Here is a 15,219-nt window from a genome sequence, read left to right on the forward strand (position 1 = left end):
CGACGGCGCCGGTTCCTCTCAGGAGGGGAACCGGCGCCGTCGTCCGTTCATGACCTACCGCAGTCCACGAGCCTCATGACGGGATGGTCGTCCGTCGGAGGTGCGGGGGGGTTGCGCACACTGTGCTCGAGAGCACGAGGTCTCTGCAGAGCGAGGACCGACGGGTGTCCGTCAGCGGTCGTCCGACCAGTCGGTGTACCGCTGGTCATAGCTCTCGAGGTCTCGACGATCCTCACCGCCGAAGCGGGACTCCGTCGCGAGATCGGTGTGGCTATGACCGGTCAGCTCTTGTTCGAGAGCCTGGTAGTTCGTCTCGGGGCTGTAGTACTTCAGCGCACGAGCGACCTTGGTCTGCTTAGCCTTCTGACGGCCGCGGCCCATGGCTCCGACCCCCTCAACGTAGAAGCGGGGCGGCAACGTACTCAGACGTGCGGCCCCGGGGTGTAGTTTCGTCTGTTCAGAGTCCAACGGTACATGCTCCGCGGCTATTCCAGCCACTCGGAAGACCCGAACGCGGGGCTCGTCACACTGTCTCCACATGGTGGGAATGGGGTGATCACCACGCCTACCGCCTGTACCCGGAGAACCAAACCTATTTCACCCTGTCTGCCAAGTCGTGCAAAATCCGCATGCTGCAACAATGGTGAGGACTAGCGACGGGCTGTCGTCGTGATCCGACGTCACCGTCGGACCAGTACGCCGCTAGGAGGAGGTGCAGTGATGTCCGTCCACGGAGAGTCCGAGGTCCTGCTCACACCGGCTGAGGTGGCGAGCTTGTTCCGTGTCGACCCCAAGACCGTGACCCGCTGGGCCAAGGCCGGCAAGCTCTCGTCCATCCGCACGCTCGGTGGGCATCGCCGGTACCGCGAGTCGGAGGTCCGCGCCCTGCTGGGCGCGGCGAGCGAGAACGCGGAGGGTCAGGACACCAAGGAGTGACACGGCAGCGGGCGGCACAAGCGGCGCCACGGCGAGGTGGCAGCGCGAGCTACGGCACCGCAGCGTCGGAGTAGCTCAGGACTTCCGGCGGACGATCGCAGCGACGGCGAGGGCAGCACCGGCGACGACGGCACCGATGAGCACCTTCACGTTGCGGCTCCTGGCGGGGTCCCGGTCCGGGAGCCCGCCGCCGCTCAGCAGGTTTCCCGTGTCGACCGCTGCCTGCTTGGCCTGGTGCGCGGCGTGGGAGGCGGCGACCCGAGGGTCGAGCCGTGTCGTGAGGTCGTCGATCGTCGCCGCGAGCTCCTTGCGGGTCACGGCGATCTCGGCCTCCAGCTCGGCCTGCGACTTCTTGGTGTCCTTCGGGGAGCTCGACTCGGTCACGGGTGCAGCCCTTCCTTCACGGTGGCGATGTCTTCCTTGATGTTGCGGGTCGCCGACTCGGGGGTCGGGGGGATCCCCTTCTTGAGCTGGCTGCGGCCCACGAGGCCGAGCACGACGGCGACGAGCACGAGCGCCACGCCGACGATCAGTCCGGCGAGCCACAGCGGAAGCGCAGTCGCGAGCCCGGACATCGCCGCGTGCAGCAGGAACCCGAGGGCGTAGAGCAGCAGGACGGCGGCTGCGACGAACAGGCCGATCGCCAGCCCTGCGCGGGTGGCCTTCGTGGTCAGCTCGGTCTTCGCGAGGGCGATCTCGGAGCGGACGAGTCGTGTGGCCTGCTCGGAGAGCTGCTCGACGAGCCGTCCGATCGTCGGCTTGTCGGTGGTGGGCGGTGTGCGCCCGTCGTCCCAGTCACTCATGGTGGTCGCCCTTCTCGAGGTGAGTCTCGTCCCACTCAACCGGGCGGGGTGCGCGCTCGCAACTCCCTGCGTGCTGGTCGCAAGACGACGAACCCCCGCCCGGTACCCGGGCGGGGGTTCGATGTGGTGGCTCCGACCGGCGTCGATCCGGTGACCTTTCGATTTTCAGTCGAACGCTCTACCAACTGAGCTACAGAGCCCCGAACAGCGAAGCCCGGTTGTCGATGACCGACGACCGGGCGATTCGCCGTCGAGCGACCCTGACGGGACTTGAACCCGCGACCTCCGCCGTGACAGGGCGGCGCGCTAACCAACTGCGCTACAGGGCCTTGCGTGGCTCCCTGAGGAACCGCGTGAATCTTACCGTACCGATCGCGCGATCCGTAAATCGTGCGCTGCGGCGGGTGGATCACGTACCCCCAACGGGATTCGAACCCGTGCTACCGCCGTGAAAGGGCGGGGTCCTAGGCCGCTAGACGATGGGGGCCTAGGTCCTTGACTGCCCGGGCTCGCCCGGGTGGTTGCACGGGCGCGAACCGTCGAAGACCTCGGTCAGCATACGGTCCGGGGGCGGCCCTGCGCAAAACAGTTCTGCTGACGGCCCGACGTCGGCCCGGTGGCGCGGACAGGGGAGGATGGGCGGTGTGGTGGAGATGACACGTGCCGAGTTCGAGGATGCCGTCCGAGACGCGCTCGACGAGATCCCGCAGGACCTCGCGGAGCGGATGGACAACGTCGTGGTGCTCGTCGAGGACGACGCGCCGGCGGACGACCCGGAGCTGCTCGGCCTCTACGAGGGGGTGCCCCTCACGGAGCGGGACCTCATGTGGGCGGCCGGGGCGCTCCCGGACAGGATCACGATCTACCGCAACCCGACGCTCGCGATCTGCGAGACGCGCGAGGAGGTCGTCGACGAGGTCGCGGTCACCGTGGTCCATGAGATCGCGCACCACTTCGGGATCGACGACGACCGGCTGCACGAGCTCGGATGGGCGTGACGAGCCAGGTGTGACAGCATCGTCGTTCATCGATATCATCGCTACATGACGATGAATGAGGAGGTGCCGGCGCACGACGAGGCCGCCGGGCGGGCGAGCGGCCCGGCCCACGACCACGACGCCGTCGCGCACCTCCTGCGCGCCCTCGCGGACCCGAACCGCCTCGCCCTCGTGCACCTCCTCGCCGAGGGCGAGCGCCGGGTCGTCGACCTCACCGCGGCGCTCGGCCTCGCGCAGTCCACCGTCTCCGCCCACCTCGTGATGCTGCGGGACGTCGGTGTCGTGGCCGTGCGGCGCGAGGGCCGTGCGTCCTGGTACCGGCTCGTACGACCCGAGGTCGCGCACCTCCTCGCCGACGCCGAGCGGGTCGTCGACGCCGCGGCCGGTGCGCCGTGACCGGGCACTCGCACGCGCACGGCACGGCGACGGCGGCCCACCGCCGCCGGTTGGTCGTCGTGCTCGTGGTGACCCTCGTCGTGATGGTCGGTGAGGTGGTCGGGGCGCTCGTCTCCGGCTCGCTCGCGCTCCTCGCGGACGCGGGCCACATGCTGACGGACGCGACCGGCATCGGGATCGCGCTCTTCGCGAGCTGGCTCGCGACCCGGCCGACGACGACGGCCCGCACCTTCGGATGGCAGCGCGCCGAGATCCTCGCCGCGCTCGCGAACGCCCTGCTGCTCGGCTTCGTGGCGGTGGTCGTGATCGTCGAGGGTGTCGCCCGGGTCCGTGAGCCCGCCCCCGAGATCGACGCCGGCCTGATGGTCGTGGTCGCGCTGGTGGGCCTCGCGGCGAACGCGGTGTGCCTGCGGCTCCTCGCCGGCGGCCAGAAGGAGAGCCTCAACGTGCGGGGCGCCTACCTCGAGGTCTTCGGCGACCTCCTGGGCTCGGTCGCGGTGATCGTGGCGGGTGTCGCCGTGGCCGCGGGCTTCCCGCGCGCGGACGGGCTCGCCTCGATCGCCATCGGCCTGATGATCCTCCCGCGGGCGCTCCTCCTGCTCCGCGAGGTCGCCAGGGTGCTCCTCGAGTCGACCCCCGACGGTGTCGACCTCGACCAGGTCCGGCGGCACATCGAGCAGGTCCCGGGCGTCGTGGGCGTCCACGACCTGCACGCGTGGACCATCACGTCCGGCGTCCCGGTGATGTCCGCGCACGTCGAGGTCGAGCCCGACCGCCTCGCCCGGGGTGAGGGCACGGCCGTCCTGGACCAGCTCCAGTCGTGCCTGCGCGGGCACTTCGACGTCGACCACTGCACGTTCCAGGTCGAGCCGCCCGAACGTCGGCACGCGGAGACCTCCGCCCACCGGTGAACGCACACGGAGCGAAGCCCGACGGCTGACTAGGCTGGGCACCATGACGATTCTGGTGACGGGTGGAGCGGGCTACATCGGCGCGCACGTGGTGCGGCTGCTGCAGCAGCGGGGCGAGCAGGTCGTGGTGGTCGACGACCTCAGCACGGGCGAGGCAGGGCGTATCGGCGACGCGACGCTCGTGCAGCTCGACGTCGCGAGCCCGGAGGCCGCGGACGTGCTCACGCGCACGCTGCGGGAGCACGACGTCCGTGCGGTGATCCACTTCGCCGCCCGCAAGCAGGTCGGCGAGTCGGTCGAGAAGCCGGCCTGGTACTACCAGCAGAACGTCGGCGGCTTCACGAACCTGGTGTCGGCGATGGAGGCGGCGGGCGTGGACCGACTCGTCTTCTCGTCCTCCGCCGCCACGTACGGCATGCCGTCGGTGTCGTTCGTCGAGGAGAAGCTGCACGCGGAACCGATCAACCCGTACGGCGAGACCAAGCTCGTGGGGGAGTGGCTCGGGCGCTCCGCCAGCCGTGCCTGGGGGCTGCGGTTCGTCGCGCTCCGTTACTTCAACGTCGCTGGGGCGGGTTGGCCCGACCTCGGTGACCCGGCCGTCCTCAACCTCGTGCCGATGGTGCTCGACCGGCTCGCGCGCGGCGAGCGCCCGAAGATCTTCGGGGACGACTACCCGACGCCGGACGGCACCTGCATCCGGGACTACATCCACGTGCTGGACCTGGCCGAGGCGCACCTCGCGGCGATCGACTACCTGGGCGTGGAGGCGCGTCCGTTCGACGTCTTCAACGTCGGGACCGGCACGGGGTCCTCGGTGCGCGAGGTCATCGACGAGATCGGTGTCGCGAGCGGCCTCGACGTGACGGCGGACATCTTCCCGCGGCGTGCGGGGGACCCGCCCCAGCTCGTCGCGTCACCCGAGCGCATCAACGAGGTGCTGGGCTGGCGCGGCTCGAAGGCCCTCCCGGAGATCATCTCCTCGGCCTGGGAGGCGTGGCAGGCAGGACCGCGGCGCATCGATGTGTGACGATGGCTGAAGGTCGACGCTGACCGGGGCGTCATGACACCCCCGTAAATGCTCAGTATGCTGAGCATCTACGAGGAGCGGGGAGTCGATGGAGCACACGGACACGGCGAGAGCGCCGGAGCGCCTGCGGGACCCCGGGGAGCAGCTCGCCCCCGAGGTCGGTGGCGTTCGGTCGGCCGCGGACGCGACGGGCTCACGCCCCGTGGGCCAGGGCCTCGAGGTCAGGGTCGCCGCGGCGCTCGACGTGACCCGGGTCGCGCTGGACGAGTACCTGGACGACGCGACCGCCGACGCCAAGGACACCGACGCCGCGTACGGCGCCCTGTGGGCGACGCTCGGCGGGCAGGTCGGCGGGAAATTCCTGCGGCCGCGGTTGATGTATGCGGCATACCTGGGTCTCGGCGGGCAGGACGCCCGTCGGGTCCGCTCCGCCGCGGTCGCCCACGAGCTGCTGCACACCGCGATGCTCGTCCACGACGACCTGCTCGACCACGACGAGGTACGACGCGGGCGGCCCAACCTCGCCGGGACCTACCGGCGACGGGTCGCGGCGGCCGGGCTCGACGGCCGTCGCGCCGACGACCAGGTCCAGTCCGCGGCGCTCCTCGGCGGCGACCTGGCGCTCATCAGCGCGGTCGACGTCGTGGTGCGCGGCGAACTCGAGCCGGACGAGAAGCTCGAGATGATCTCGCTGCTGGTCCGCTCTGTGCACACCACCGTGGCGGGTGAGCTGCTCGACGTCGCAGGGCAGGCACGCCCGGCCCGCGACGTCGACGCCCTGCGGGTGGCGGAGCTCAAGACCGCGTCGTACACCTGCGTGATCCCCCTGCTGTCCGGTGCCGTCCTCGCCGGTGCCGGCACGAGCGAGCGGGAACGGCTCGAGCGCTACGGCTCGGCGCTCGGGGTCGCGTTCCAGCTGGTCGACGACCACCTCGGTGTGTTCGGAGACCCCGCGGTCACGGGCAAGTCGGTCCTGTCCGACCTTCGCGAGGGTAAGCGGACGCATCTGCTCGCGCTCGCCCACCGCCGTGCGACGCCGTCCGAGCGCGCCGTCCTCGACACGCACGTCGGGCGCCCGGACCTCGACGAGGCCGGGGCCGCCCTCGTGCGCGAGGCGCTGCACTCGAGCGGAGCTGTCCGCGAGGTGCGCGACGTCGCGCGCGAACGCCTCGACGACGCCCGGGCGGCGGCGTCGCGCGGACTGCCCCCCGATCTGACCTCCTACCTCACCCACCTCGCCGACGCGCTCGCCGACCGGACCGCCTGATCGAGAGGCCCGCATGACCTCCCCCCGTGCCACACCCCCCTCCCTCTACGACCGCACCGCGGCCCGTGCTAGCCGGGCCGTGCTCGCGACCTACTCGACCTCGTTCGGTGCCGGGTCGCGTCTGCTCGGTGAGCGCATGCGCCGTGACATCGAGGCGGTCTACGGACTCGTCCGAGTCGCCGACGAGGTGGTCGACACCCACCGCGGCGCGACCGCGGGCGACCTCCTGGACGCGCTCGAGGAGGAGACGGCCCTCGCGCTGGAGCGGGGATATTCGACGAACCTCATCGTGCACGCGTTCGCACGGACGGCTCGGCGGGTGGGGATCGGGCACGCCGAGATCGACCCGTTCTTCGCCTCGATGCGCATGGACCTGACGGTGTCGGTCCACGACAAGGCCAGCTACGAGCAGTATGTGTTCGGCTCGGCCGAGGTCGTGGGGCTGATGTGCCTGGCGGTCTTCCTCAATGCCGACCGCCGACCGGACGAGCCGCTGATCGGGGGCGACGCCCGCCTGGTGCGGGGAGCCCGTGCCCTGGGGGCCGCGTTCCAGAAGATCAACTTCCTGCGCGACCTGCGCACCGATGTCGAGACCCTCGGCCGCAGCTACCTCCCCGGGGTCACGCCGCAGTCCCTCAGCACGGACGACCTGGACGCGATCCTGGCCGAGATCGGGGCCGACGTGCAGGCCGCGCGCGAGGCGCTGCCGTACCTCCCGCGCCGCCCGCGCATCGCGGTGGCGTCGACGCTCGCGCTCTACGAGCGGCTGCTGACCAAGCTGGCCGCGACCAGCCCCGCCGAGCTCCTGCGCTGCCGGGTGCGTGTTCCGGACGCGGAGAAGGTGCTCGTGGTCGCGCGCGTGGTCGTCCGCTCGTTCGCGCCCGGCGCCGACCGTGCGCAGGGTGGTGCGGCGTGAGCGCCCAGCAGGAGGTGGTGGTCGTCGGCGGTGGTGTCGCAGGTCTCGCGACGGCGGCGCTGCTGGCGCGCGGCGGCGCGCGCGTGACGCTGCTCGAGCGCCACGACCAGGTCGGCGGCCGGGCGGGGACGCTCGAGGTCGACGGCTTCCGCTTCGACACCGGGCCCTCGTGGTACTTCATGCCCGAGGTGTTCGAGCACTTCTTCGCGCTCTTCGGCGAGGACGTCGACGAGCACCTCGACCTCGTGCCCCTGGACCCGTCCTACCGGGTGTTCCCCGAGCCGGTGGACGGCGGCGCGGCGACGCCGTTCGACGTCGTGCGGGACCAGGAGGAGAACTGGGCGACGTTCGACGCGATCGAGCCGGGCGCGGGGGAGCGGATGCGTGCGTACGCCGCGGACTCCTCCGAGGCGTACCGCATGGCGCTCGACCACTTCCTCTACACGACGTTCGAGCGCACGGACCGGGCGGTGGGCGTCGACGTGCTGCGACGGCTGCCCCGGCTCGCGCGCCTGCTCGGCTCGACGCTCGCCCGCAAGGTCGCGGGCACGGTCTCCGACGAGCGCCTGCGCCAGGTGCTCGGGTACCACGCGGTGTTCCTCGGGTCCTCGCCGTACCGGGTCCCCGCGCTCTACTCGCTCATGAGCCACCTCGACCTGGTGGACGGTGTACGTTTCCCGCGCGGCGGGATGTACACGATCGTCTCCGCTCTCGAGAAGATCGCCCGCGCCCAGGGGGTCACGGTCCGCACGGGCGCGGACGTCGTCGGGATCGAGGTCGAGGACGACCCGGCGCGCGGCGCGTTCGGTCGACCTGCCCGACGCCGAGGCCGCGCCACGGGCGTGCGGCTCGCCGGTGGCGAGGTGCTGAGCGCCGACGTGGTCGTCTCCGCCGCGGACCTGCACCACACCGAGACGCAGCTCCTGGCACCGGAGCACGCCACGTACCCGGCCGAGTACTGGGAGAGGCGAGGCCCCGGCATCAGCGCGCTCCTCGTCATGGCGGGGGTCCGCGGCGAGCTGCCCGAGCTCGCGCACCACTCGCTGTTCTTCACGCGGGACTGGCCGGGGAACTTCGCCGACATCCTCGGGCAGGACACGAACAGCCCCGTCGCGCAGCTCCGCGTGCCCGAGCCCGCCTCGTTGTACGTCTCGCGGACCTCGGCGACCGACACCGTCGACACCGCCGACCCGGCCGCGCCGCCGGGCCACGAGAACCTGTTCCTCCTCGTGCCGTTCCCGGCGGACCCGGACCTCGGGGGGGACGTCCCGTCACGTCGCAGCCTCGACGCCCTCGCCGACGGGTACCTCGACCAGGTCGGCCGGTGGGCGGGGATCGACGACCTGCGCGAGCGGGTGGTGCTGCGCCGCGTCGTGGGTCCCGCGCACTTCGCCGACTCGTTCTCGGCATGGCGCGGGACGGCCCTCGGGATGGAGCACACGCTGCGGCAGTCCGCGATGTTCCGGCCCGCGGGGGTCTCCCGACGGGTGGAGGGCCTCTACTACGCCGGTGGCGGCACGGCCCCCGGCGTCGGGTTGCCGATGTGCCTCATCAGCGCCGAGCTCGTCGCGAAGCGGCTGCTCGGCGAGACCTCCTCGCGGCCGCTGCCCGCACCGCTGCGTCCCGGCTTCCTCGCCGCGAGCCGGCGTCCGGCCTCGCGCCGTACCGCGGCCGAGCCGGCCGCGCGCGACCAGGACGGCCCGGTGAGCGCCGGATGATCGGGCTCGTCTACCTGGGTGCCCTGCTCGTCTCGCTCGGCGGGCTCGCCGTCCTGGACCGACGCTTCCGGCTCGCGTTCTGGCACGACTGGCGCCGGACGGCCCTGACCCTCGCCGTCGGCCTCGTGTTCTTCCTGCTGTGGGACGTCGCGGGGCTGCTCCTCGGCATCTTCGCCCGGGGCGACTCGCCGCACATGACCGGGCTGCTCCTGGCCCCGGAGCTGCCGGTGGAAGAGGCGGTGTTCCTCACCCTGCTCTGCTACAACACCCTGCTGGTCTGGCGTGCCTTCGCCCGGCGGTGGCCCGTGCGCGCGGCGGCGGGAGGCGAGGCATGACCAACATCGTGCTCAACGTCGTCGTCCTCGGCGTGCTGTCGGCCGTGACGTTCCGGACGCTGCGTCGCGGCCGCACCCGGCCGCTCGTCGCCGCCGCGCTCGTGATGCTCCTGCTCACGCTCGTCTTCGACACCCTCATGATCGCGGTCGGCCTGTACGTGTACGCACCAGACAAGATCCTCGGCATCTGGATCTGGGGGGCGCCCCTCGAGGACTTCGCGTACCCGCTCGCGGCCGTACTCCTCGTGCCCGCCGTGTGGACGTGGCTGGGCGACCGGCGGGCGGCGAGCGACCGTCCCGCCGACTCGTCGACGAGCCACGGGGCGCAGAGGTGAGCGCCGCCGTGGCGCACCGGGCGACGGGGGTGCGGGACGTCGTCGCCGCGTCGCGCCCGTTCTCGTGGATCAACACCGCGTTCCCGTTCGCGGCGGGCTACCTGCTCGCGACCGACGGGCGGTTCGACGTCGCGCTCGTCGTCGGCACGCTGTACTTCCTTGTGCCCTACAACCTGCTCATGTACGGCGTGAACGACGTGTTCGACTACGCGAGCGACCTGCGCAACCCGCGCAAGGGCGGTATCGAGGGGGCGCTCGCCGACCCCGCCACGGCGCGCGTCACGCACCGCCTGATCCTCGTGGCGTGCGTCGTGACCAACGTGCCGTTCCTCGTGGTTCTGGTCCTGCTCGGCGGGGCGGCGGCGAACCTCGTGCTCGCGCTCGTCGTGTTCCTGGTCGTGGCGTACTCCGCGCCGCGCCTGCGGTTCAAGGAGCGCCCGTTCCTCGACTCGTTCACGTCGGCCATGCACTTCGTCGGGCCGCTGCTCTACGCGCTGGTGCTCGTCGACGCGCCGCTCGGTGCGCGGACCGTGTGGCCGGTCCTCGCCGCGTTCGTGGCCTGGGGCATGGCCTCGCACGCCTTCGGTGCGGTGCAGGACGTACGGGCCGACCGCGAGGGCGGGATCGCTTCGGTGGCGACCGTGATCGGCGCGCACAGCACGGTCGTCGCGGCGGCCGCGACCTATCTCGCCGCCGCCGCCGTGCTCCTCGCGCTGCCGTGGCCAGGAGTGCTCGCCGCGGTGCTCCCGCTGCCGTACGTCGTCAACGTGCTCCGGTTCTGGACCGTGCGCGACGACGACTGCGAGCGCGCCAACGCCGGGTGGCGGACCTTCCTGTGGCTCAACCTCGTCACGGGGTTCTGCGTGACGATGCTGCTCCTGTGGACTGCCCTCGGCTGAGGCGCGCGACGCCGGTGCTCAGGAACCGGTGTCGAACTCCCAGTGCCACGGCTCGTTCTTCGACCCGCCGGCGCGCGCCCATACGGGGTTGTCCCAGCCGTAGCGCGGCGCGTTCTCGCGCATCCACGCGTACTGGGCGGTGCCGTAGGAGTTGACCCCGTCGCCGAGGTCGATCGCCAGCCCCCACCCGTGGTCGGAGGTCCCCGGCGTCGCGGCGAAGAAGCCCTTCTCCGCCTTCACGGCGACCTGGGTCGCGTACGAGCGGTAGGACGAGTTGATCGAGATGTCCCGTCCGAACTGTTCACGGTAGGCCGCGTTGAGGGCCTCGAGCGCCACCCCGGCGTCCGCGCGGACGTAGTGCCCCGGCGCGAAGGACGGCGTGTGGAGCAGGTCGGTGGGGATGTTGCCGTTCGAGTACCCCTGGACCGCGGCGGTCATGGCGGCGGCGTCGGCCGCGCGCTCCTCGAGCTCGGCCTCCAGCTTCGCCGCTTCCGCGGCCGCCTTGGCCGCACGCTCCGCGGCGATCTCCTCCGCCGTCGGCGGTGCGGGCTCGACCTGGACCGCGAGGTCCGAGCTGGCGCCGTCGAGCAGAGCCGTCAGGCTCTTCGTCGTCGCGGCGATCTCCTCAGGCGTCGGGGCCTGCGACCCGGCGGCCTCGGCCTCCTCGGCCTCCTCGGCCGCGTCGTCGGACTCGGCGGCGTCGGGCTCGGCGGTCCCCGCGTCGGCGTCCGTGTCGGCCGCGTCGTCGGCCTGCGTGTCGGTCGGACGCGGCTCGGCGTCGACCTCCTCGGCGTCGGTCCCGGCAGTGGCGTCGGCGTCGTCCTCGAGGAGCGTGAGCGGGCTGCGCTCGCTGTCGCGGCTCGCGCGCTCGGTGGTGCGGTCGGTCGAGTCCGCTGCGAGGAGCGGCTCGGGCACCTCGAGCTCGGGCGTGTCGAGGTCGATCTCGGGGTCGAGCACGTCACCGGGCGTGGCGCCGGTCTCCTGGCCGAGGGCGTCCTCCAGCGTGGACCGGGTGGTGTCGACCAGCTCGCGCAGGGCGGCGGTCTCGGCGTTGATCTTCTCCAGCCGGTCGGCGGAGACGGCGCCCGTGCTCTGGGCGGCGAGCATCTCGGATCGCGCCAGCGCCGCGCTCGCCTCCTCGACGGCCTCCGTCAGGGGATCGGTCTCGGCCGAGTCCTGCCCGTCGTCCTGCGGGTCGGTGGACTCGACCACGAGGCCGAAGGTTCCGCCAGCCGCGGTGCGCGGGGCCTGCCAGCCGGCACCGGACGCGGTGCGGGTGGTGCTTGCGTCAGGCGCGGACGTCGTCGGATCGGTCGGGGCGTCGGCCGAGGGGGCGGTCGCGCCGCCGGGGGAGGCGAATCCCGCGGTGGCGACGGCGGTCGTCAGAGCCATCGCGGTGAGCGAGGCGGCGACGCCGAAGGTCGACCGGTGGGGCCGGAAGGTCGTCACGGCCTGCGGGGTGCGACGGCGTGCGGTACGACGGGGTGCGGTGTGACGACCCATTCAGCGACCACCCTCCGGCGCACGCAGGACGAGGGGCAGGCAGGTGCCGCTCGTGGCGCGCTGCGCGGAGGGCTCGGTCACACCAAGGCCTCGTGCATGCTCTCGTGCAGGGTTCACGCAAGGTTCCGTTCTTCGGGCTGAGCGAGGCGTGCAGGGTCCGTCGCGCTCGAGGCGCGGGCACGGGGGCACGCTCGGGCCGGAGGCTGTGCGCCTCCTGGCTCAGCAGGTGTTCACCGCGCCACCGTCGGGGTCGCCGCCGGGCTCGGTGCGTGCAGACAGGCGCCGCGGATGGTCCTCCGAGCGCCTGCCGGTTGTCTCATCTTCAACCATCTTCCTGAAGGCGGCCCCCGGAAACCACGCGGAAGCGTCGAGGATGACGTGGCGAGAACGTGCCCAGACGGTGAAGAGGGGACGAGCGTCGCCCCGACGACGGAGCCACGGACGTCAAGCGCCGGCAGGTGCGGACGCCTCGGTGGCGAGCGCGAGCAGCGCGTCGGCGTACGCGTCGGCGGGGTCGTCGCAGGTGAACGAGCGCTGCTCGCCGAGAAGCTCCGTGCGGACCGTGTAGCCCGACGCCACGCGTTCGAGTGCGCGGAAAGTGCCTCCGAGCAGGGTGCGCAGCTGCTCCTCGAGCGGGTGCCACAGCGCGTCGTCGAGCGCGACCGAGTCGAGCGCCCACTCGGTGGTTCCGTTGAAGCCGAGGATCACCCCGGTGTCGAACTCGTGCGGCTCGATCGTCATGTCGCTCACCGTGAAGACGTCACCCCCCGCACCGGTCGCCAGCAGCCGGAACCGGTCTCCGGAGACGGGATGCCAGCGGACGCCGACTTCCCTCAGGGCACGGGCGCGGTCCCACGAGATCATCACCCCACCGTAGGGTGCCCGCGTCCGGCTCGCCCACGCACCGGGACGGTTCGTCCCACGGGGACCGGGCGACGCGTCGTCGAAACATCGGCACCGTGTACTGCGACCATGACCTCCCTCCCCGGACACCCCCCGCACGATGCAGCGCCCGGCGGCGACCCCGCCTCCGCGCGGGTTGCGGACGTCCCCGTCACCGTCTCCATCCATCGGACCGTCAGCCCGCAGAACGTCGCCGACGCGACGTCGTGGGTGCAGGCCGGGGTCAACCTGGCCAACCGGTACCCGGGCTTCCTCGGTTCGGGGTGGATCCGGGCCGCGAGGGACTCGACCGAGTGGCACATGCTCTACCGGTTCGCCGACGCCGGGACCCTCGACGCGTGGGAGTCCTCAGACGACCGCGCGAGCTGGCTCGAGCAGGGGCGGGGACTCGTCGAGGAGCGACGGGTCGAGCGGCGGACCGGCATCGAGGGCTGGTTCGACGACCCGTCCCGGGTCGACGACGCCACACCCGGGCCTGCCGAGGACCGGCACGAGCCGGGGGCGGCACCCGCCCGGTGGAAGCAGTCGGTCAGCATCTGGCTCGGGTTCTTCCCGGTGAACCTCGCCTTCGCGCTGCTCGTCGGGCGCCTCGTTCCGGACTGGGACACCGTGGCGGTCCTGCCGCGCGTGCTCGTCACGACCCTCGTCCTCACTCCCGTCATGACGTACCTCGTGCTGCCGCGGGTCACGCGGCTCCTGGCCGGGTGGTTGTCCCGCTGAACGGGGCACGGCAGGGCTGCGCATAGCCTGGACGGATGGACGAAGAGATCGAGACCGCCACCAACGTCCTCGTCATGCTGGGCTCCGTGGCCGCTGCCGTGGTCGTCGCCTTCGTGCTCGGGACGGTGATCTCGGCCCTCGTCCGGCGCGCGGGCCGGACGAAGCCGTGGGCGGACGACCTGTCCCGGCACATGCGTCGGCCCGTGCGTGCGGTGCTCGTCGTGGTCGCGGTGTGGATCGCGGTCCGCGTGTCGACCGACCCGAGCGTGGGCTGGCGCTCCGTCGTCGAGCACCTGCTGCTCATCGCGCTCATCATCACGGGCGCGTGGCTGGCAGGGGCGCTCGCGTTCGTCCTCGAGGACCGCGCGCTGTCGCGGTTCCGCACCGACGTCCCCGACAACCGGCACGCGCGCCGGGTGCGCACGCAGATCACGGTGGTGCGGCGGCTGACCGTCTCCGTGCTCGTGGTGTGCGCGTTCTCCGGGATCCTCCTGACCTTCCCGGAGGCGCGCGCGGCCGGAGCCAGCCTGCTCGCCTCCGCCGGGCTGATCTCCATCGTCGCCGGCATGGCGGCCCAGACCTCCCTGGCGAACGTCTTCGCCGGCATGCAGATCGCGTTCACCGACGGCATCCGCGTCGACGACGTCGTCGTCCTCGAGGGCGAGTGGGGTCGGATCGAGGAGATCACGATGACGTACGTCGTCGTGCACCTGTGGGACGACCGCCGCCTCATCATGCCCTCGACGTACTTCACGACGACGCCCTACCAGAACTGGACGCGGCGGGCGGCCGACCTGCTGGGCACGGTCGAGCTCGACCTCGACTTCCGTGTCCCCGTCGGGGAGATGCGCACGGAGCTCAAACGGCTGCTCGGCCTCACGGAGCTCTGGGACGAGCGCGTCGGCATCCTCCAGGTGACCGAGGCGACCGGCGGCACCGTGCGCGTGCGTGCGCTCGTCAGCGCCCACGACGCCCCGACGCTGTTCGACCTGCGCTGCTTCGTGCGGGAGGGTCTGGTCGACTGGTTGCAGCGTGACGCGCCCGGCGCGCTGCCACGGACCCGCCTCGAGGGTGGCGTCGCCGCGCAGGTCGAGGACGCGGCCCCGGTCGAGAAGTCCGTCGACACGTCCGCCCCGGTCGACCTGGGCGAGCCCGTGCTGCCCGACGACGCCCCGTCCGACGGGACCGTCGCCGCACCCGGCCGCGGCGACCGGGAGCAGCCCGCACCGCCCGAGCGTCCGCGGATCCCCCGCCGCACCGCTGTCCGGAGGGCCGTGCCGGACGACGTCGTCGAGACGTTGCTGCTGGAACCGGTCAATGACGGGCCGGCACCCGCCGACCGGTCGTCGGGCACGCGCGAGGTCCCCGCGGCGGCGGAGTCGGCGATGTTCACCGGGAGCCTGGCCGCCGTCGAGCGCTCGCGGGCGTTCACAGGGCCCGGTCAGGACGTCATCGACGAGCGCGAGGAGCACGCCGCCGAGGACGGCCCGCACGAGAACCACGACCACCATCACGACCACCACGGCGAGGCGTCGCGCGGCTGAGGCGGCCG

The 15,219-nt window shown here is 72.2% G+C and carries 18 protein-coding genes and 3 tRNA genes; 13 read left to right on the forward strand and 8 right to left on the reverse strand.

Annotation, left to right across the window (positions count from 1 at the left end):
• Positions 1-171 precede the first annotated feature (171 nt).
• Positions 172-381, reverse strand: coding sequence for a DUF3073 domain-containing protein (locus OHL10_RS00900; protein WP_265520268.1), 210 nt, complete (start codon positions 379-381; stop codon positions 172-174).
• A gap of 339 nt (positions 382-720) precedes the next feature.
• On the opposite strand from OHL10_RS00900, the gene OHL10_RS00905 reads away from it, so the two are divergent.
• Positions 721-936, forward strand: coding sequence for a BldC family transcriptional regulator (locus OHL10_RS00905; RefSeq protein WP_265520269.1), 216 nt, complete (start codon positions 721-723; stop codon positions 934-936).
• 75 nt (positions 937-1,011) lie between these two features.
• Here the strand turns inward: OHL10_RS00905 and OHL10_RS00910 are convergent, their stop codons facing one another.
• The 5 genes from OHL10_RS00910 to OHL10_RS00930 form a co-directional block, all read right to left on the reverse strand.
• Positions 1,012-1,320, reverse strand: a complete 309-nt coding sequence (locus tag OHL10_RS00910) for a DUF3618 domain-containing protein (RefSeq protein WP_265520270.1) — start codon at positions 1,318-1,320, stop codon at positions 1,012-1,014.
• Positions 1,317-1,739, reverse strand: a complete 423-nt coding sequence (locus OHL10_RS00915; protein ID WP_265520271.1) for a phage holin family protein — start codon at positions 1,737-1,739, stop codon at positions 1,317-1,319. The genes OHL10_RS00910 and OHL10_RS00915 overlap by 4 nt, the downstream gene beginning before the upstream one ends.
• A 124-nt stretch (positions 1,740-1,863) precedes the next feature.
• Positions 1,864-1,939 (reverse strand) — tRNA-Phe (locus OHL10_RS00920).
• 55 nt (positions 1,940-1,994) lie between these two features.
• Positions 1,995-2,068 (reverse strand) — tRNA-Asp (locus tag OHL10_RS00925).
• A gap of 85 nt (positions 2,069-2,153) precedes the next feature.
• A tRNA-Glu gene (locus OHL10_RS00930) sits at positions 2,154-2,226 on the reverse strand.
• A 166-nt stretch (positions 2,227-2,392) separates the two neighbouring features.
• Here OHL10_RS00930 and OHL10_RS00935 point away from each other — a divergent pair.
• The 10 genes from OHL10_RS00935 (at position 2,393) to OHL10_RS00980 (ending at position 10,541) form a co-directional block, all read left to right on the forward strand.
• The gene (locus OHL10_RS00935) at positions 2,393-2,737 is read left to right on the forward strand and encodes a metallopeptidase family protein (protein WP_425498944.1); all 345 of its coding nucleotides are present in this window, start codon (positions 2,393-2,395) and stop codon (positions 2,735-2,737) included.
• A gap of 45 nt (positions 2,738-2,782) precedes the next feature.
• Positions 2,783-3,133 carry an ArsR/SmtB family transcription factor gene (locus OHL10_RS00940; protein ID WP_265520273.1) on the forward strand — a complete coding sequence of 117 codons (351 nt, stop codon included), beginning with the start codon at positions 2,783-2,785 and terminating at the stop codon, positions 3,131-3,133.
• On the forward strand, positions 3,130-4,044 hold the full coding sequence (locus OHL10_RS00945; RefSeq protein ID WP_265520274.1) for a cation diffusion facilitator family transporter: 915 nt from the start codon (positions 3,130-3,132) through the stop codon (positions 4,042-4,044). Before OHL10_RS00940 ends, OHL10_RS00945 begins: the two co-directional genes overlap by 4 nt.
• A 43-nt stretch (positions 4,045-4,087) precedes the next feature.
• On the forward strand, positions 4,088-5,071 hold the full coding sequence (gene galE, locus OHL10_RS00950; RefSeq protein ID WP_265520275.1) for a UDP-glucose 4-epimerase GalE: 984 nt from the start codon (positions 4,088-4,090) through the stop codon (positions 5,069-5,071).
• A gap of 88 nt (positions 5,072-5,159) precedes the next feature.
• Complete coding sequence (locus OHL10_RS00955; protein ID WP_265520276.1) at positions 5,160-6,338, forward strand: polyprenyl synthetase family protein; 1,179 nt, start codon at positions 5,160-5,162, stop codon at positions 6,336-6,338.
• Between the two features lie 13 nt (positions 6,339-6,351).
• Entirely contained in the window at positions 6,352-7,254 is a 903-nt protein-coding gene (locus tag OHL10_RS00960; protein WP_265520277.1) for a phytoene/squalene synthase family protein, read from the forward strand.
• Positions 7,251-8,972 (forward strand): phytoene desaturase family protein, encoded by a 1,722-nt coding sequence (crtI, locus tag OHL10_RS00965; protein WP_265520278.1) that lies wholly within the window; start codon positions 7,251-7,253, stop codon positions 8,970-8,972. The genes OHL10_RS00960 and crtI overlap by 4 nt, the downstream gene beginning before the upstream one ends.
• Positions 8,969-9,307 (forward strand): lycopene cyclase domain-containing protein, encoded by a 339-nt coding sequence (locus OHL10_RS00970; RefSeq protein WP_265520279.1) that lies wholly within the window; start codon positions 8,969-8,971, stop codon positions 9,305-9,307. Before crtI ends, OHL10_RS00970 begins: the two co-directional genes overlap by 4 nt.
• The gene (locus OHL10_RS00975) at positions 9,304-9,642 is read left to right on the forward strand and encodes a lycopene cyclase domain-containing protein (protein WP_265520280.1); all 339 of its coding nucleotides are present in this window, start codon (positions 9,304-9,306) and stop codon (positions 9,640-9,642) included. The genes OHL10_RS00970 and OHL10_RS00975 overlap by 4 nt, the downstream gene beginning before the upstream one ends.
• Positions 9,639-10,541, forward strand: a complete 903-nt coding sequence (locus OHL10_RS00980) for a prenyltransferase (protein WP_265520281.1) — start codon at positions 9,639-9,641, stop codon at positions 10,539-10,541. Before OHL10_RS00975 ends, OHL10_RS00980 begins: the two co-directional genes overlap by 4 nt.
• Before the next feature lie 18 nt (positions 10,542-10,559).
• Here the strand turns inward: OHL10_RS00980 and OHL10_RS00985 are convergent, their stop codons facing one another.
• Both OHL10_RS00985 and OHL10_RS00990 read right to left on the reverse strand, forming a co-directional pair.
• The gene (locus OHL10_RS00985) at positions 10,560-12,044 is read right to left on the reverse strand and encodes a M15 family metallopeptidase (protein ID WP_265520282.1); all 1,485 of its coding nucleotides are present in this window, start codon (positions 12,042-12,044) and stop codon (positions 10,560-10,562) included.
• A 444-nt stretch (positions 12,045-12,488) separates the two neighbouring features.
• Positions 12,489-12,908 (reverse strand): pilus assembly protein CpaE, encoded by a 420-nt coding sequence (locus OHL10_RS00990; protein ID WP_265520283.1) that lies wholly within the window; start codon positions 12,906-12,908, stop codon positions 12,489-12,491.
• A gap of 108 nt (positions 12,909-13,016) precedes the next feature.
• Between OHL10_RS00990 and OHL10_RS00995 the strand changes: the two genes are divergently transcribed.
• Together OHL10_RS00995 and OHL10_RS01000 are read left to right on the forward strand one after the other, a co-directional pair.
• Complete coding sequence (locus OHL10_RS00995) at positions 13,017-13,667, forward strand: antibiotic biosynthesis monooxygenase (protein ID WP_265520284.1); 651 nt, start codon at positions 13,017-13,019, stop codon at positions 13,665-13,667.
• 35 nt (positions 13,668-13,702) lie between these two features.
• A complete protein-coding gene (locus tag OHL10_RS01000) occupies positions 13,703-15,211 on the forward strand; it encodes a mechanosensitive ion channel family protein (RefSeq protein ID WP_322645506.1) in 1,509 nt (502 codons plus the stop codon).
• Positions 15,212-15,219: the final 8 nt, after the last annotated feature.

Origin of the sequence: Oerskovia flava, assembly GCF_026163685.1 — a bacterium.
GTDB lineage: Bacteria > Actinomycetota > Actinomycetes > Actinomycetales > Cellulomonadaceae > Oerskovia_A > Oerskovia_A flava.